This is a genomic window from Roseateles sp. P5_D6 (assembly GCF_054049415.1).
The window spans coordinates 173,262-190,026 of record NZ_JBFUMK010000002.1 but is presented as its reverse complement, the minus strand read 5'-3'; the positions used below and the strand labels follow the sequence as shown (position 1 = coordinate 190,026).

Below are 16,765 nucleotides of genomic sequence, written 5' to 3'. Positions count from 1 at the left end.
GGCAAAGGCGCCCTCAGGGGCGCCTTTTGCGTTTGTGCTGTGGGGCTGGGTTCAGTGGCAGTGCTGGCTGCGGGCGGGCGCCAGTTCGGCGTCAATCAGCGCTTCCTCGGTCAACTCGCGGGCGGCCTCGAGCTGCTGGCAGAGTTCGCTGATGCCGTCATCCCGTCCGCCAGTGACTGCTGGCAGCGGCGCCGCGGCAATCTCGGTGGGCAGGTCAGCCAGGGCGCCGATGAGCTGGAACAGCAGTTCCAGGCTGGCTTCACCGTCCTGCGGCAGGTCGCGCGCGGCACCCAGGCTGCGGGCCAGATACCAGCAGGCTTCGGCCGCGTTGTCGCAGGCCTGGGCCTTGAGTTCAAGGGCGCGATTCCGAGCTTCAGCCTCATCGCGTTCACGATAGGCCTGGGCGATCTCATAGGCACCCAGATCCGCCGGGACGGCATCGTCAAGCGAGAGCGCGGCAAAGTCGAGTTCGTGGGCCATGGGTACTGCGGTGTTCGTGAGACAGGGCCATCCTAACGGCGGGCTGGCCCGGCAAGTGCCCCCTCACCTCGAGCGGCGTGAAGCAATCGCCGGAACTAAGTCACTATTCAACGCTTCTTCGTGGGACGGGTCCAGCCAGTCAATGCAACTTGTTTGCCGCGGGCGACAGCGAGGTCACCGGGAGTAACGTCCTTGGTGATGGTGGAGCCACCGCCAATGGTGGCGCCATTGCCGATCTTGATGGGCGCCACCAGCACGCAGTTGGAGCCGACATGAACGTCATCGCCGATCGTTGTGCGGTGCTTGTTGGCGCCGTCGTAGTTGGCCGTGATCGAACCCGCGCCATAGTTGACACGCTCGCCCACGGTGGCGTCGCCCAGATAGGCCAGGTGGTTGGCCTTGGCGCCCTTGGCCAGCGTCGAGTTCTTGACCTCAACGAAGTTGCCGATGTGCACCTCGGCGCCCAGTTGTGCGCCGGGCCGCAGGCGGGCGAAGGGGCCGATCAGCGCACCCTCGCCAACGCTGGCGCCCGCTGCTTCACCGTCGATGTGGGTGAACTCGTGGATGCGTGCGCCGGCGGCGATGGTCACGTTGCGGATCACGCAGTTGGCGCCAACGCGCACGCCATCGCCCAGGCTCACCTCGCCCTCGAAGACGCAGTTCACGTCGATCTCGACGTCCTGGCCGTGCGTCAGCGTGCCGCGCAGGTCGAAGCGGGCCGGGTCGGCCAGGCGCACGCCGGCGCGCATCAGGCCTTCCGCCTGGCGGACCTGGAAGGCGCGTTCGAGCTGGGAGAGCTGCACGGGGTCGTTGACGCCCAGCACCTCGATCTCGCTGTGGGCCTTGATGCCCAGCACGGGCAGGCCCTCGGCGACGGCCATCGCGACGATGTCGGTCAGGTAGTACTCGCCCTGGGCATTGTTGTTGGTCAGCTGGCCGACCCAGCGCTTGAGCGCTGCAGTGGGCGCGGCCATCATGCCGCTGTAGCCCTCGTGGATGAGGCGCTGCTCGGGCGTGGCGTCCTTGTGCTCGACGATGGCGAGCACGCCGCCGTCATCGGGGTCGCGGATGATGCGGCCGTAGCCGGTGGGATCGGCGAGGTCGACCGTCAGCAGCACCAGGGCGTGGCCGGCGCAGGCGTCGATGAGAGCCTTGGCCGTGGTGGTTTCGATCAGGGGCACGTCGCCGTTCAGGATCAGCGTGGTGCCTTCACCCAACAGCGCCGGCACGACCTGCTGGATGGCGTGGCCGGTGCCGAGCTGGGGCATCTGGCGCACGAAGGAGATGCCGTCAGCCGAGACGGCCGCCTCGACCTGGTCGGCGCCATGCCCGGTGATGACGATGCGCGCGCTGGCGGCCAGGGGCTCGCAGCTCTTCAGCACATGAGCCAGCAATGAGCGGCCGGCGAGCTTGTGCAACACCTTGGGCGTTGCGGACTTCATGCGGGTGCCCTTGCCCGCCGCCATGATCACGATGTTGAGCGCCATGCCTGCCTTGCGACTACGTTTGAACGAAGCCGCGATTATGGGCAGGCGGGGCGCTGTTCCCTGCTGTCCTCGCCGCTAGCGGACGGCTTGCACGGAGACGCGATGCGATTTCGGGTTGACCTTGGGGAACTCGGCCATGGCCGCGTCGAACAGCGGCGTCAGCAGGACGTCGCTGCCCATGGTCACGCCCTCGTTGCTGGCATGGGTCTCGAACAAGGCCTCGCCGCTGGCGCGGTCACGCATCAGCAGGGCCACGGCGCGGTCGTAGCGGCGATCGAAGAACGGATCGTGGCGCCAGCCAAAGCCGCTCCAGCCTGGCACATAGCCATAGCGCGGCGAAATGAGGCGGCCGCGCCAGCGCCACCACAGCGGGTCATCCCAGGGCACGGGGTCGTAGGCGGTGACGCGGGCGCCCAGCGTGACGAGCACGTCAGCGCTCTTCGCATCGGCGGCAGGCCTGAAGCCGGCCTTTTCCAACGCGGCCTTGGCGGCGTCTTCCAGCGTGGCCTGGCGCTTGGCGGCTTCCTCGCTCTGCTGCTGCGAGGGCAGGCGGTCGAAGGCATAGCTGCCGGGCTTGCGGTCGGCCGGCCAATTGCCATAACTGGAGACGTCAGCGGAGACCGTGTACGGGCCGGCGCAGCCGGTGAAGGCAGCGACCGAGGCAGCGGCAAGGGTGGCGAGGATCAGGCGGCGGTTCATGACGGCACCTCCATCAACGAGATGCCGTCATTCTGACCCGCTCAGATTGCCCGCGTGTAAATCAGCGTTGCAGCGTGATGACTGAAGCCTGCGCGGGTGTCGCGCAGCTTTCATCGTCGTCGAAGGCGATGTCGCCGTCGGGCTCGGCCCGGCCCGTGGCCTTCATGGTCTCGAACGGGAAGAGCTTCTTGTCCATCATGTGCGAGGGCACGACGTTGCCCATGGCCGTGAAGATGTTGTCGATACGGCCGGGGTAGCGCTTTTCCCACTCGTTGATCATGGCCTTGACCTGCACGCGCTGCAGGTTGTCCTGGCTTCCGCACAGGTTGCACGGAATGATGGGGAACTCGCGGTGTTCGGCCCAGCGCACGAGGTCGGGCTCCTTCACATAGGCCAGCGGGCGGATGACGACGTTCTTGCCGTCGTCGCTCACCAGCTTGGCCGGCATGCCCTTCATGCGGCTGCCGAAGAACATGTTCAGGAACAGCGTCGTGACCATGTCGTCGCGGTGATGGCCCAGCGCGATCTTGGTGGCGCCCAGTTCGCCGGCCACGCGGTAGAGGATGCCGCGGCGCAGGCGTGAGCACAGGCTGCACGTCGTCTTGCCCTCGGGGATGAGCTTCTTGACGATGGAATAGGTGTCCTGGTTCTCGATGTGGAAGTCCACGCCGCGCGAACGCAGGTAGTTGGGCAGCACCTCCTCGGGGAAGCCGGGCTGCTTCTGGTCGAGGTTGACGGCGACGAGGCTGAACTTGATTGGCGCGCGCTGCTGCAGGTTGAGCAGGATGTCCAGCATGGCGTAGCTGTCCTTGCCGCCCGACAGACACACCATGACCTTGTCGCCGTCTTCGATCATGTTGAAGTCGGTGACGGCCTGGCCGACCTGGCGGTGCAGGCGCTTGGACAGCTTGTTGATCTCAAACGCGGCCTTCTTGTCGGCCGCGGCTTGTTCGGCGAAATCGAGGACGTCAGCGGTGCCCGGCCGCCCGAAACCGCTGACAGCCCCCTCGGGGGGCAGCTCGCCGTGCGAGCGTGGGGGCAAATCAAGTTCAGACATGTTGTTCACCATGCACCCAGTTCGGTGCTGATTGCGACTTCGCAGTCGGGAAAGATTTCGAGCTTGGTCAGCTTCAGGCGCACGCCGACGACGCCGGGCAGGCTCATCAGGCGGTTGCAGAGCTTGCCGAGCAGGGCTTCGACGAGGTCGGTGTGCTCGGCCGTGCACTCGTCGATGATGGCCGTGCGCACGCGGCGGTAGTCCAGCACATGGCCGATGTCGGCGTCGCGCGCGACCACCGGCATGGCGCCGAGGTTGACCTCGGCATCGACCTGGATGGGCTGGGGCCCGGTGCGTTCGAAGTCGAGCACGCCCAGGTTGGCGCGAAAACGCAGGCCCTGCAGATGGATGACCTGGCGGTTGTTGTAGCGCTGCGGCGCGGCGGCGACCTGCGGGCGCAGCGCCAGTTCGATCTGCTTGGCCGCCTGCACGCCATCGGCCAGTGCCGTCTGCACGCAGGGATGCCAGCGACGGCTGGCGTCACCGGCGACGAAGGCGCGTTGGCGCGAGGCCTCGTCCAGCAGCGCAAAGGCGGAAGGCTCGGGCTCGAAGCCCAGCAGTGCGGCGACAAAGTCGAAACGTTCGGCGCCGACAGTGACGCCGCGGTCGTCCGGCAGCAGGGCCTCGGGCAGTGGCGTGGCCAGTTGCACCGTGATGCGGGGGTGGGCGGTCGCCCGCTCGGCCAGGTGGATCTGGGCGCGCCAGCTGCCGCGCGACCAGACAGTCACCTCATGGCCGCGCTCGGCCAGGAAAAGGGCGTTCTCTGCGGCGTTGTCGCCGGCGCCCAGCAGCAGCACGCGCCCTGGCGACAGGGCCTCGCGGCGGGCGGTCAATTGGGAGGCGTCCAGCACGCGCTCATGCGGCACGGCGAAGTAGCGCGCCGGGCGCAACAGGCGCAGGCCGGTGGCGACGAGCAGGGCGCGGGCCTGCACATGCTCGCCGGTGGCCAGTTGCAGGGTCCAGCCTGCGGGCGTGTGGCGGGCGGACTCGGCCCGCGTGCCCAGGCGCAGCGTCATGCCCGGCGTGGCCTGGGCCTGGGCGGCGTAGTGCTCGCCCAAAGCAGCCAGGCGGGCGGCGGGCTCGCCCAGCACCCAGTCCTGGGCGAAGTTCAGGCCGGCCAGCGCGGCGCACAGGCGGGATTCGCGCTCGACGAGCAGGGCCGTCATGCCCATCTGGCCCAGCCAGGACGCGGCGCTGCAGCCGGCGGGGCCGCCGCCGAGGATGGCGACGTCAATGGAGGTGGGGTTGGGCATGGGGTGGTTCGGGCAGAACCGCGAATTATCCCAGTCGCGCCTTTTTCGTGTTCAGGCGTTTGAAGAGGCGCCACCCCAGCAGCGCGGCAAGGATCACGCCGTAGACGGCCGGCTCGGCGAAGTTGTGCTTGCCGGCTCGCATCCAGATGAAGTGCAGCAGCGCGATGACGGAGATGGCGTAGATCGTCTTGTGCAGCGCCTGCCAGCGCTTGGCGCCGAGGGCCTTGATGGCCTTGTTGAAGCTCGTTGCCGCCAGCGGCGCCATCAGCAGCCAGGCGGTGAAGCCCATCAGGATGAAGGGCCGCTTGGCGATGTCGCGGGCGATGTCGGAGAAATCCAGCCCCATGTCCAGCCAGCCATAGGCCAGCAGGTGCAGTGAGGCATAGCTGAAGGTGAACACGCCCAGCGTGCGCCGAAAGCGCGCCAGTGCGGCCAGGCCCGTCAGCTCGCGCAGCGGCGTGATGGCCAGCGTCAGCCACAGGCCGCGCAATGTCCAGTCGCCCAGGCCGCGGATGATGGCTTCGGCCGGGTTGGCACCGAGCCGGTTGGCTACGGCGCCGAAGACCAGCCACGCCAGCGGCGTAAGGCACAGCAGGAAAAGCGCCGGTTTGGCGCCGCGGCTGAGCAGCGCCGCCGTCAACGCACGCCGCATCAGAAATTGCGCTTCAGATCCATGCCCGCATAGAGCTGGCCCACTTGCGCTTCATAGCCGTTGAACATCAAGGACGGCCGCTTCTTGGCGAACAGGCCGTCTTCGCCAATGCGGCGCTCGCTGAGCTGGCTCCAGCGCGGATGGGCCACGGTGGGATTCACGTTGGAATAGAAGCCGTATTCCTGGGGTGCGCTCTCTTCCCAGCTGCTGCGCGGCTGCTTCTCGACGAAGCGGATCTTGACGATGCTCTTGGCCGATTTGAAGCCGTACTTCCAGGGCAGCACGATGCGCACCGGCGCGCCATTCTGGTTGGGCAGCACCTCGCCATACATGCCGAAGGTCAGCAGCGCCAGCGGGTGCATGGCTTCATCCATGCGCAGGCCTTCGAGGTAGGGCCAGTCCAGCACCGACGAGCGCAGCCCGGGCATCTGCGCGCGATCGGCCAGCGTCGTGAATTCGACGAACTTCGCCTTGCCGGTGGGCTCTGCTTTCTTGATGAGCTCTGACAGCGAGTAGCCCACCCACGGGATCACCATGCTCCAACCTTCGACGCAGCGCAGCCGGTAGATGCGCTCTTCCATGGCGCTGAGCTTGAGCAGCGCGTCGAGGTCGTAGCGGCCGGGCTTGGCGCATTCGCCTTCGACGCTGACCGTCCATGGCCGGGGCTTGAGCGTGTGGGCGCGCTCGGCGGGGTCGGCCTTGTCGGTGCCGAATTCGTAGAAGTTGTTGTACGAGGTTGCATCGGCGTAGCTGGTGACTTTCTCCATCACCATCGCACCGGCCACGGCCGAGCGGGCGCCCGGCAGCTTGGGCAGCTTGCCGCCACCTGGCGCGGCCTGGGCCTGGGCCAGAGCCAGCGGTGACGCGGTTGCCAGGCCGAGGCCGGCCAGGGCCGTGCGGCGGTTCAGGTAGACCCGGCGGGGCGTGATCTCGCTGGACAGGGGCTCGTGAAGGGCGGTCGTTCGAATCAGCATGAGGGGCTCTCGGGTCTGTGGGCTGAGGCTGGGTCGGGCCAGGACGGGCGCAACTTACACCGACCGCGTTCTACTTGCTTGAGCGTTGAGCGCATGGCGGCATGTGCGGACCTTGGGCCAGGCATTTGTCGGTATCGCCATTTAGCGCGCGGATCCCGTGGGTACGTTCACGGGAACCTCCAGGATGAACGACGCACCTTGCCCAGGGCCATCGCTATGGACGCTCAAGCTGCCGCCCATCTCCTGTGCGGCCAGAACGCAGCTGTGCAAACCAAAGCCATGCCCGTTCTTGCGCGTGGTGAAACCATGAGAGAAAACGCGGGTCAGATTCTCCGGCGCGATGCCTTCGCCGTTATCGGTCACCGTGATGCGCAGCACTGGCCCTTCCATCAAAACAGCACCGAGCGTAATGAAGGCGCGTTTGTCCGCGGTCGCGCTCAACGCTTGTTTGGCGTTGCTGATCAAGTTCACCAGCACCTGCAACACGCGATGCCGATCCAGTAGGAGAGCGGGCAAGGTCGGGTAGTTTTTTACAACATCCACTTTGTGACGCGTCAGCGCAACCGTGTGCATGCGCAGCGCGTCGTCCAGCAGTTCGTCCACCTTGGCGGATTCGACAACACGCGGCGTGCCTGCATATGACTGCTGCGTTGCGATGACCTGTTTGATATGTTCCACGCTGCCGCACAGCGCGCCCAGTTCAGTCGTTATGGCTTCGTGCTCACCCTCGAGTGTTCGAGCCAGTTCACGCAAATAGGTGGGCAGCAGCTTGCCTTTGCTGTCCTGCGTCAGGAACTGCCCCAAATCCTCGGTATGCGCATCCATCAAAGCCACGGAGCGGGCGAGTCCCTTGAGCTTGGATGCCCGCAACTGGGCGCCAATCAAGTCGGCCGATACGTTGACGCTGTTGAGAACGTTGCCCACGTTGTGCAAGACGTTGGTTGCGATCTCTGCCATGCCTGCGAGGCGTGCCGCAGTCAGCAGTTGGGCCTGCACCTCTTCAATTTTTCGCTCGGCTTCCTTCAGTTCGGATATGTTTTTTGACGTTCCGAAGGTCCCGATCAGTTGGCCATGCCGGTCTCTCCAGGGGCTTTTGGTGGTGAGATACCAAACAACGCGCCCATCGGGATGGACTGTTTTCTCGCTCTTTTCGACGATGGGTTTTCCGGTCCGGAGGATCTCTTCTTCATCATGGCTGAATTCACTCGCTCTATCCTGGCCATAAAGGTCTGCGTCGGTTTTGCCGATCACATATTTTTCAAACTCGTCCACGTTGGCCAAATGCGGCGGGAGTGCGTCTTCATCCGTGCCGGGATGTACTGCGCGGTAGCGGCTGATCGATAGTCGCAGCAGGTTATGCAGCTCTGAACGGCTTATTTTGACGAAGCGTGATTTCAGATCCTTGAAGAAGATGGAATCAGGCGAATTCTCCATCAGCGTGCTCAGCAAATCGTGGTGATATGCCAGCGCTGCTTCCGTCTGCTTCAGCGCAGTAATGTCCTTGGAGATGCCGAAGGTGCCGATGATGACTCCTGCACTGTTGCGCAGCGGCATTTTGGTACTCAGCGTCCAGGACTCGGCGCGGCCATCCTTCCAGGTTTCCTTCTCCGCTTTGCCAATCATCGGTTGGCCTGTGCGCAGTATTTCCTGTTCATCCTCATAGGCGGGGCGCGCATGCTCTTCGGAAAAAAAATCGAAATCTGTCTTGCCAACCAATGCCGCCGGCGACGCGGCCCCGAATTGCAACGCCTGGGCTTTGCTGCATTTGAGAAAGCGGGACTGCATATCTTTGAAGTAAATATGATCGGGAGAGTTGTCCAGAAGTGTGCGCAGCAAATCTTGCTCATTGATCTGGGACGCATCCACTGGGCTCTCTGCCGCTGTCGTCTCTGCCGCTGAGTTCACGCCTTGATGCGCCTCGGCAAACTGTTGCAAATGCCACTTCTCTGTCAGGGAATGTGACAGCTGGATGACTTCGACGCGGTCAAGAGGCATTTGAAGCGTCAGCCACCTGCTATTCGTTGCTCCCATGGCTTCGAATAACGAGTCAGAAGAAGAATCGAGCCGCTCCGCGCAAAGCACGATCTGAACGCTGGGATCAATTGCCCAAATTTGGGGGGCTATTTCGACCGCTGTCCATGCCTTTGTCTGGGAGGCGCCTATGAATACCAAGGTATAAGGTTGCGAAGCCAGCAGGGACTGCTGCATAAGGGCAAGGCTGTCGGGGGTGTCGCGGGCGCAGTCCAGTTCGAATTTCCCTTGCGCATGGGCATCTTCGACCAACATGTTGCGAAAGGCGCTGTGAGTGTCGGGATTGCTATCCACGACGAGAATACGGCCCTTGTTTGGGGCAGGCCATGTTTTCATGATGGGTTGCCTTGCATGAAGCGGCCTCAGATATCGGACACTGGCACTTCGGCTTGCGTTTTTGTCTGTCGCACGGGCAGCGTGACGCGAAACGTGGTGCCTTGACCCACGACACTTTCCACGTCGATGCGGCCGTGGTGTTTCTGCACGATGCCGTAGGACACCGATAGCCCGAGCCCCGTGCCTTTGCCAACGGGCTTGGTGGTGAAGAAGGGCTCGAAAATATGCTTGAGCGTGTCGGGTGGTATGCCAGTGCCCGTGTCGGCCACCTCCATCCACACGTGCGCCCCTTCGGCTCCCGTTCGAATGGCGATGCGGCCACGTTTTTCACCAATGGCGTGAGTCGCATTGACCACAAGGTTCATCACCACCTGATTGATCTGTGAAGGCAGGCATTCAATATTGGGAATGGCGCCATATTCTTTGACCAGATCGGCCTTGTACTTGATTTCGCTGGCGACGATGTTCAGCGTCGAATCGATGCCCTGGTGCAGATCGGCTGATTCCCAGTCTTGCGACGAATCAATGCGTGAAAAGTCCTTCAGATCCTGGACGATCTGGCGCACCCGCACAATGCCTTGCTTGGATTCTCGTATGAGCACTGGAATGTCTTCTTTCAAGAAATCCAGCTCCACACGTTCGCGCAGTGCGCGCAGATTGGCAATCACCTCGGGTGCCGTGATGCTGGTTTCCGCGTGTTCATAGGCGGTAATCAACTCGAACAGTTTTCCGATATATCCATCCAAGGTGCCATGGTTTGAGAAAATATAGCCGATCGGATTGTTTATCTCATGCGCGACACCTGCCGCAAGCTGACCGATGGAGGCCAGCTTTTCTGATTGGATCAATTGCCCTTCCAGATGCTTGCGCTCTCTCATCTCGTTCTGTAAAACTTCGTTGACGGTGAGCAGTTCGCTGGTGCGTTCCCGGACCGCGTCTTCCAAAAGGGTGCGATGCGCCGCTGCATCCTGCATCATTTGCCATTTGGTGGTGAGCGCCGTGGCCAGTTGGAAGACCTCAATGGAATCAAAGGGCTTTTTGAGGATCAGCAGGCGATCGGACACGTCCAGGCGCGCCAAGATATCGGCCCACGAACCGTCGGCATATGCCGTGCAAATAACAACCTGCAAACGTGGGTCGCGCTGCCATAGATGTTCAATGGTTTGCACACCATCCCAGCCGGGCGGCATGCGCATATCCACGAAGGCCATGGCATAGGGCCTGTTTTCGTGGAGGGCGGCCTCTAATCTTGAAAGCCCCTCCTGCCCCTGATAGGCAGAATCGAGTTCAAAGGCGATTTGGGGGAGCGCGCTGTCCTCTTCGCCAAACAAAGCTGCTTCCACGGCGCTGAGTTGCGCGTGTTCCGGCGCTTGCGGCATGAGGATCTTTCGAAAATCCTCGTGGATTGCAGGCATGTCATCCACCAACAGGATGCGACGGTTTTGCGGGGTCTTCATCGCTGGCCCTCCGGATTGGAGACTGATTTTTCAGAATAATTAGAGCAGATTTCCGTAAGGGTATGTCGCGAATGAGATACTGGCTGTGCGCCCGTCTTATGGGAGTGGATTGAAATTTCTGACCGATTGGGCCCATTAGGGCACAGGGCTTCGCTCCTCCGCTCATTACTGGCCGCTGCATCCAGTGCGCAGTGCGCACCTGGCAGCGGCCCGAAGTGGCGGTCATGGTGGGCCCATGTGCGGCCCGGTGTTCGGAAGCGGGACTTGCCGGGTTTGGCTCACTTGAAGTCCCGACTCTCCGTCGGCAACCGGCCCAGCAGCGGGTTGAGGTTGGTGAAGCCCTGCGCCAGCAGGTGGCGCACATCGCCGTCGCCGCGCTGCCAGACGCCTTCCACGGCCAGCAGCCGTGCGCCGAGGATGGCGCTGCGGTGCTCTTCATAGACCTTGGGCCAGACGATGACCTGCACGTTGCCGGTCTCGTCCTCCAGCGTGACGAACAGGGTGCCCTTGGCCGTCTGCGGCTTCTGCCGCCCGGTGACGATGCCGCAGGCCTTGGCGCGGCGGCCGCTCTTGACGGCGTCGAGCTGCTGGGCGCTGAGCAGCCCTTGCTTGGACAGGCGTGGGCGCAGCAGGGCCAGCGGGTGGCGGCGCAGCGTCAGGCCGGTGGCGGCGTAGTCCCACAGCACCTCCTCGCCCTCGGCGGCGGCGGGCAGTTCGAGGTCGTCCTCGGGCAACAGGCTGCCCTGCAGCAGCTCCGGCATGGCATGCAGGGCCGAGGCCTGCCAGACCTGCTGGCGGCGATGGCCGGCCAGCGACGTCAGTGCATCGGCGGCGGCGAGCTGTTGCATGTCTTGCTGCGTCAGGCGGGCTCGGAAGGCCAGGTCCTGCGGGTGGGCGAATTCGCCGTCGCGAGCGCGAGCCTGCTCGATGCGCTCGGCCGCCTCGTCGCCCAGGCCGCCGACGAGGCGCAGGCCCAGCCGCACGGCGGGTTGGTGCTCGCCCGGTCGGGGCTCCAGCGTGCTGTCCTTGTTGCTGTGGTTCACGTCGATGGCGCGCACCTCGACCTCATGCCGGCGCGCATCCTGAATGAGCTGGCTGGGCGTGTAGAAGCCCAGCGGTTGCGAGTTCAGCAGCGCGCACAGGAAGGCTGCGGGCTCGTGGCATTTGAGCCAGGAGCTGACATAGGTCAGCAGCGCGAAGCTGGCGGCATGGGACTCGGGGAAGCCGTAGGAGGAGAAGCCCTTGATCTGGCTGAAGATGCGCTCGGCAAACGCGTCCTCATAACCTCGTTCTCGCATGCCCTTGACGACCTTGTCGTAGTACTTCTCCAGCACGCCGGGGCGCTTCCACGCGGCCATGGCACGGCGCAGCTGGTCAGCCTCCCCGGCGCTGAAGCCCGCGGCAATCATGGCCACCTGCATGACCTGCTCCTGGAAGATGGGCACACCACGGGTACGCCACAGGGCTTCCTTCAGCGCCTCGCTGGGGTACTCCACCTGGTCTGCCGGCAATGCGCGGTTCTTCAGATAGGGGTGCACCATGCCGCCCTCGATCGGCCCGGGGCGGACGATGGCGACTTCCACGACCAGGTCGTAGTAGTCGCGCGGCTTCAGCCGCGGCAGCATCGACATCTGGGCTCGCGATTCGATCTGGAACACACCGATGGTGTCGGCCTTGCAGATCATGTCGTAGGTGGCGGTGTCGTTGTCGGGGATGGTCAGGTCGATGGCCGTGCCGCGCATCGGGTTGACGAGATCGAAGCAACGCCGGATGGCGCTGAGCATGCCCAAGGCCAGCACGTCGACCTTCATCATCTTCAGCTCGTCGATGTCGTCCTTGTCCCACTCGATGACGCTGCGGTCCTTCATCGTCGCGTTCTCGATGGGAACGAGACGCTCGAGCGAGCCTTGCGTCAGCACGAAGCCGCCCACGTGCTGGGAGAGGTGGCGGGGCAGCCGGTTGAGCTGGCGGCCCAGAGTGATGAGTTGCTGAAGCCGGGGATCGTCGTCCGGCAAGCCAAGCTGCTGCAGCAGCTCGAGGCGGTGTTCTTCGGGCAGCACCTGGGTGGACCAGCCGCTGTGGTCATTGCTCATCACTTCGAGCTGCGCCTCGCTGAAGCCCAGCGCCTTGCCGACATCCCGGATCGCGCTTTTGGGCCGGTAGCAGATGACGACGGCCGTCAGTGCGGCACGGTCGCGGCCGTATTTCTTGTAGAGGTGCTGGATGACCTCCTCGCGGCGCTCATGCTCGAAGTCGACGTCGATGTCCGGCGGTTCGTTGCGCTCGCGGCTGATGAAGCGCTCGAACAGCAGCGTGCTGCGGTCGGGGTCCACCGATGTGACGTGCAGGCAGTAGCAGACCACGCTGTTGGCGGCCGAGCCGCGACCCTGGCAGAGGATGCCGATGCTGCGCGCGAAGTCGACCACATCGGCAACGGTCAGGAAGTAGTGTTCGTACGCCAGCTCCTCGATCAGTTCCAGTTCGTCCTCGATGCGGCGCTTGAATTTGTCGGGCACACCGCCCTTGGCTTCTGGCCAGCGCTTGTAGGCACCGGCATAGGTCAGGTCGCGCAGGTGCTGGCGCGGCGTGCGACCGGCAGGCACAACCTCGCTGGGGTAGCGGTAGCTGATCTCGTTGAGGCTGAACGTGCAGCGAGCCGCCACCTGCGTCGTCTCTCGCATCAACGCTTGCGGATAGATCTGCGAGATCCGGTAGCGGCTGCGCAGATGGCGCTCGGCGTTGGGCTGCAGGTCGAAACCGCACTCGGCCACCGTGCGGCCCAGGCACGTGGCCGTCATCACGTCCTGCAGCGCCTTGCGCGAGCGCACGTGGAAGTGCACGTCACCGGCGGCCACCAGCGGCAGTGCCGTCTCCTCGGACAGCGCCTGCAGCCGCTGCAGCCACAGCGCATCGCTGGCCTCGCGCAGCAGCTCGACGGCGATCCAGGCGCGGCCGGCGAAATGGCGCAGCACCCAATGCGCGGGTGGCGCCAGTTCGGCATCAGGAGCCTCGCGCGGCAGCACGAGCAGGGCCAGGCAGTCGGACAGTTTCTCGGGCGCGATCTGGCGCCAGTGCAGCGTGTACTCGCCTTTGACCGGGCTGGCGCGCCGCAGCCGGGTGATGAACTGGCTGAGGTTGCCGTAGCCGTTGAGGTTCTGCGCCAGCAGCACGAGCTTGAAGCGCGGCGTGCCGGTGTCGTCGCGCACAAGGAACTCGCTGCCGATCAGCAACTGCATCAGCTGCGGCTGCGCAATGTCGTCTTCGGGCTGGCCCGCCTCGCGTGCAACCTCTTTCAGGGCGTGGTGCGCTGCCTCGCGCATCTCCCGCAATTGCTTGTGCGCGCGCACGACGCCCGCCAGCGAGCATTCGTCGGTGATGGCCAGCGCTTCGTAGCCCAGGTCGCAGGCACGCTCCACCAGTTCGGCCGGCTCGGACGCGCCACGCAGGAAGCTGAAGGCCGACAGGCAGTGCAGCTCGGCATACCGCGGCACGTCGGTGCGCGAGCCGGGCTGGGCCCGTTGCCACCCATCGGCGGCGCGGCGCAGGTCGGCTTCCGAGGCGATTCCCTGCTCGCGCAGCATCGCCAGCCGCTCGTCGCGGTCCGACATCGGCGGCGTCATGCGAAGACCCCATGCAGGAACCATCCCGATGTGGCCGTTGCCGCGTCCGGCAGGCGCTCGTGATAGACCCACAGCAACCCGCGCGCGGCGCTGCGGTAGACGAAGTAGTCGCGCGTCTGCAGGCCGCCGCGGCCCTCCCACCACCCGGCCTCGATGCGGTGCGGGCCGCTGATTCGCGCCAGCGGCCCGGCGTACAGCGGTTGTTCCTGCGCATCGCAGCGCAGTGGCTGTGGTGGCTCGACGAGCCAGGTCGGCTGCGGCCCTGGTGGAGAGCGCACAGCTACGGAAGGCGGTGCTGGCCAAGGCTGCCAGCGCTGCATTTCGGCCAGCCGATGGTCTTCGCGCAGCCGGCCTTCGCGCACATGGTCGGCGCCCAGGCGCACCGACAACCGCTCCAGCAGCGCATTCGTCGTCGTGCGCTCCTGCGGATCGGCGGGGCCGGGCAACAGGCTGCTGCTGCCTTCCTCCAGCGGCAGCACGGTATCGGCGCTGAGGCGGATTTCGCCGGCTGGCGCGGCCAGTGTCATGCGGCCCAGGTGTTCGGACAGCAGCCTTGTAAGCCGCCTCAGATCGCGCGTCGTGTCCGCCGTGGCCACAGTCAGCTCGCCGCTGTCGGCCACGTCGCGGGGGCGCATCGCGTCGTGCTGCCAGGCCAGTCGCAGCGCACGCACACCGGCATGGCGGGCGGCGAGGAAGGCGCAGAGCTGGCGCAGCAGGGTTTCAGCAAAGTGCAGCAGCACGGGCGCGTGCTCGACGCGGTAGGGCAGCTCCAGCCGGGCGTCGAAGCGATCGGGCAGGGTCAGCCAGCTGTGTATCTCGGGCAGGTCGCCATAGGCCTGGTCCAGCGCCGTCAGCAGCGCCGGGCCAAAGCGCTTGGCCAGTGCCGGGCGAGGCAGCCGGCGCAGCTCGCCCAGGCGCGTGCAGCCCAGGCGGGCCAGCATGGCGTGATGGGCTTGGGCGGCGCTCAGTGCCGATAACGGCAGCGCGTCCAGGCGCTCGCTCAGGCGGCCAGGATTGATGTCGCTGCAACGCGCCAGTGCCAAGGCGCCCAGCGCTGTCGGCGCCCAGGCCATGTCGCCCAGGGCCAAGCCGGCTTGTGTTGCCTGCGTCTGCAGCCGCTGCCGCAGAGCCCGTGCGCCGCGGAACAGCCGCAGGCTAGCCGACACCTCGGCCACCACCGCTTCCTCCAGCCGTGCAACGCGCGGCGTGAAGCTCAGCGCCAGCCAGCCGAGGGCGTCAACATCGCCAATATGACCTGTTGACCCCCAGGGCAGGGCTGCGCCCTGCCCGCCCCCCGAGGGGGTCAAGGCAACTTGGGGCGGCCCGGCGTTGCCTTGGGCATCAGGCCTGCAGCACAGGGCGAGCCAGCGCATCAGGGCGCTCCATCGGAGGGCTGACCGGAGCCGGCGCGGGCTCCGGCATGGGGGCAGGCAGGGGCTTGCGCTTGGCCGCCGTCAGCAGCGGCTCCACGGCGCCCGGCACGGCGGACAGTTCAAGCCAGCCCTCGTGCGCGGGCCCGCGGCGCTTGAGCAGGTGCACGGCCAGGTCCCAGCCCTCCCCCGGCTGCACGATCAGGCGCAGCGGCGCGGCCGAGGACTGCTGCTGCACGCGCTCCGGCCGCATCAGGAAGGCCGGCGCATCGGAACTCAGCGCATTGACCTGCAGGCGCCGGATCTGCTCCGGCCGCGCCTCGGGCAGCCAGGCCAGCACGGCCACGCGCGACTTGATGGCCTGCTCGGCGGCCCAGAGCGCTTGAGCCGGCGTGCTGGCCTCCACCCAGATCAGTGCCGAGGGTGGCAGGCCCAGGGCCTGCAGGCCCGGCAGATGGGGCGTGTGGGGCGGGTTGATGAGCAGCAGCGAACGCAGCGCCGACGTGACCACGCGTCCGCGACGGCCGGGAGCGGCCGCCGGCAGGGCCTGGGCCGCCCACCAGCCGCTCAGCGCCGGCGCCAGCAGCCGCCACTCCAGCACGCCGGGCTGCGGCGTCAGCAGCTCGGTGACGGCTCGCAGCGGCCAGCCGCCGCCGGGCAGCTCGGCGTCCAGCGCCGCAAAGCCACTGGCCAGCGTCGGGTCGGCGGCGGTGCTCAGGCTGCTGCCGCGCCACAGCCGCCCCTGCAGCCGGGCGTCGTCCAGCGGCAGGGGGACGAGCGGGGGCCGCAAGGCAGCGCAAGGGACGCAGGAGGCGAGAGAAGCGGACAACATGGCCAGGAAACAGGCAGGTCGGGGGAAGAATCCGGAGCTTGAATGAGATCACAAGACTGTATGGATATCCAGTATTTTCTGGCAATCGACCCCACCTTGGCGCTAGCATTTCACGGCGTTCCTGGAGAGCCGCCATGCAACTCGTCCCGCTGATCTGCGTCCATGACGTGCCCGCCAGCAGCCGCTGGTATCAGCGCTTGCTGGGGTGCCACAGCGGCCACGGCGGCGACGAATACGAACGCCTGAACGCGCCCGACGGCCATTTGCTGCTGCAGTTGCACCGCTGGGAGGTCGATCACGATCATGGGCCTCTTGGCGACGTCGAGTTGCGCCCCTATGGCAACGGCGTGCTGCTGTGGTTCGAGCTGGCTGACTTCGACGCCGCCGTGGAGCGGGCGACAGCGCTGGATGTCGACGTCGTCAGGCCGAAGCGCTGGAGCCAGAACGGCAACTGGGAGTTCTGGCTGCGCGACCCCGATGGCTATGCCGTGGTGTTGACGAGCCCACTGCCCTGAGC

At 65.5% G+C, this 16,765-nt stretch carries 13 protein-coding genes and 1 pseudogene; 1 reads left to right on the top strand and 13 read right to left on the bottom strand.

Going from position 1 to position 16,765, the window contains the following annotated elements; translation table 11 throughout:
* Window positions 1-51 precede the first annotated feature (51 nt).
* From ACXJKM_RS02905 to ACXJKM_RS02845, 13 genes and pseudogenes are all read right to left on the bottom strand, one after another.
* Entirely contained in the window at window positions 52-480 is a 429-nt protein-coding gene (locus ACXJKM_RS02905) for a hypothetical protein (protein WP_457350110.1), read from the bottom strand.
* A gap of 107 nt (window positions 481-587) precedes the next feature.
* Entirely contained in the window at window positions 588-1,967 is a 1,380-nt protein-coding gene (glmU, locus tag ACXJKM_RS02900) for a bifunctional UDP-N-acetylglucosamine diphosphorylase/glucosamine-1-phosphate N-acetyltransferase GlmU (RefSeq protein WP_457350108.1), read from the bottom strand.
* Window positions 1,968-2,042: 75 nt separating this feature from the next.
* A complete protein-coding gene (locus tag ACXJKM_RS02895; protein WP_457350106.1) occupies window positions 2,043-2,666 on the bottom strand; it encodes a DUF4136 domain-containing protein in 624 nt (207 codons plus the stop codon).
* Window positions 2,667-2,727: 61 nt separating this feature from the next.
* Complete coding sequence (gene ttcA / locus ACXJKM_RS02890; protein WP_082532988.1) at window positions 2,728-3,723, bottom strand: tRNA 2-thiocytidine(32) synthetase TtcA; 996 nt, start codon at window positions 3,721-3,723, stop codon at window positions 2,728-2,730.
* A gap of 5 nt (window positions 3,724-3,728) precedes the next feature.
* The gene (locus ACXJKM_RS02885) at window positions 3,729-4,124 is read right to left on the bottom strand and encodes a dihydroneopterin aldolase (protein WP_056203616.1); all 396 of its coding nucleotides are present in this window, start codon (window positions 4,122-4,124) and stop codon (window positions 3,729-3,731) included.
* A gap of 312 nt (window positions 4,125-4,436) precedes the next feature.
* Window positions 4,437-4,976: pseudogene (locus ACXJKM_RS02880) on the bottom strand (FAD-dependent oxidoreductase); the annotation flags it as partial.
* A 25-nt stretch (window positions 4,977-5,001) separates the two neighbouring features.
* Window positions 5,002-5,628 carry a sulfite oxidase heme-binding subunit YedZ gene (locus ACXJKM_RS02875; RefSeq protein ID WP_457323498.1) on the bottom strand — a complete coding sequence of 209 codons (627 nt, stop codon included), beginning with the start codon at window positions 5,626-5,628 and terminating at the stop codon, window positions 5,002-5,004.
* A complete protein-coding gene (gene msrP, locus ACXJKM_RS02870) occupies window positions 5,628-6,602 on the bottom strand; it encodes a protein-methionine-sulfoxide reductase catalytic subunit MsrP (protein WP_457350104.1) in 975 nt (324 codons plus the stop codon). The genes ACXJKM_RS02875 and msrP overlap by 1 nt, the downstream gene beginning before the upstream one ends.
* 141 nt (window positions 6,603-6,743) lie before the next feature.
* The gene (locus ACXJKM_RS02865) at window positions 6,744-8,969 is read right to left on the bottom strand and encodes a PAS domain-containing protein (RefSeq protein WP_457350103.1); all 2,226 of its coding nucleotides are present in this window, start codon (window positions 8,967-8,969) and stop codon (window positions 6,744-6,746) included.
* Between the two features lie 26 nt (window positions 8,970-8,995).
* Entirely contained in the window at window positions 8,996-10,426 is a 1,431-nt protein-coding gene (locus tag ACXJKM_RS02860) for an ATP-binding protein (RefSeq protein WP_457350101.1), read from the bottom strand.
* Window positions 10,427-10,704: 278 nt separating this feature from the next.
* Entirely contained in the window at window positions 10,705-14,046 is a 3,342-nt protein-coding gene (locus tag ACXJKM_RS02855) for an error-prone DNA polymerase (protein ID WP_457350099.1), read from the bottom strand.
* Window positions 14,043-15,419 (bottom strand): Y-family DNA polymerase, encoded by a 1,377-nt coding sequence (locus tag ACXJKM_RS02850; RefSeq protein ID WP_457350097.1) that lies wholly within the window; start codon window positions 15,417-15,419, stop codon window positions 14,043-14,045. The genes ACXJKM_RS02855 and ACXJKM_RS02850 overlap by 4 nt, the downstream gene beginning before the upstream one ends.
* Window positions 15,388-16,206, bottom strand: a complete 819-nt coding sequence (locus ACXJKM_RS02845) for a translesion DNA synthesis-associated protein ImuA (RefSeq protein WP_457350095.1) — start codon at window positions 16,204-16,206, stop codon at window positions 15,388-15,390. Before ACXJKM_RS02845 ends, ACXJKM_RS02850 begins: the two co-directional genes overlap by 32 nt.
* 176 nt (window positions 16,207-16,382) lie before the next feature.
* Here ACXJKM_RS02845 and ACXJKM_RS02840 point away from each other — a divergent pair, with 176 nt between their 5' ends.
* Entirely contained in the window at window positions 16,383-16,763 is a 381-nt protein-coding gene (locus ACXJKM_RS02840; RefSeq protein ID WP_457350093.1) for a VOC family protein, read from the top strand.
* Window positions 16,764-16,765: the final 2 nt, after the last annotated feature.

What these genes read in the sequence shown, in the direction of transcription:
- ACXJKM_RS02905 (WP_457350110.1), bottom strand. Translation starts at nt 480, where the DNA reads ATGGCCCACGAACTCGACTTTGCCGCGCTCTCGCTTGACGATGCCGTC.
- ACXJKM_RS02865 (WP_457350103.1), bottom strand. Translation starts at nt 8,969, where the DNA reads ATGAAAACATGGCCTGCCCCAAACAAGGGCCGTATTCTCGTCGTGGAT.
- ACXJKM_RS02895 (WP_457350106.1), bottom strand. Translation starts at nt 2,666, where the DNA reads ATGAACCGCCGCCTGATCCTCGCCACCCTTGCCGCTGCCTCGGTCGCT.
- ACXJKM_RS02875 (WP_457323498.1), bottom strand. Translation starts at nt 5,628, where the DNA reads ATGCGGCGTGCGTTGACGGCGGCGCTGCTCAGCCGCGGCGCCAAACCG.
- msrP (WP_457350104.1), bottom strand. Translation starts at nt 6,602, where the DNA reads ATGCTGATTCGAACGACCGCCCTTCACGAGCCCCTGTCCAGCGAGATC.
- glmU (WP_457350108.1), bottom strand. Translation starts at nt 1,967, where the DNA reads ATGGCGCTCAACATCGTGATCATGGCGGCGGGCAAGGGCACCCGCATG.
- ACXJKM_RS02855 (WP_457350099.1), bottom strand. Translation starts at nt 14,046, where the DNA reads ATGACGCCGCCGATGTCGGACCGCGACGAGCGGCTGGCGATGCTGCGC.
- ACXJKM_RS02840 (WP_457350093.1), top strand. Translation starts at nt 16,383, where the DNA reads ATGCAACTCGTCCCGCTGATCTGCGTCCATGACGTGCCCGCCAGCAGC.
- ttcA (WP_082532988.1), bottom strand. Translation starts at nt 3,723, where the DNA reads ATGTCTGAACTTGATTTGCCCCCACGCTCGCACGGCGAGCTGCCCCCC.
- ACXJKM_RS02860 (WP_457350101.1), bottom strand. Translation starts at nt 10,426, where the DNA reads ATGAAGACCCCGCAAAACCGTCGCATCCTGTTGGTGGATGACATGCCT.
- ACXJKM_RS02850 (WP_457350097.1), bottom strand. Translation starts at nt 15,419, where the DNA reads ATGCGCTGGCTCGCCCTGTGCTGCAGGCCTGATGCCCAAGGCAACGCC.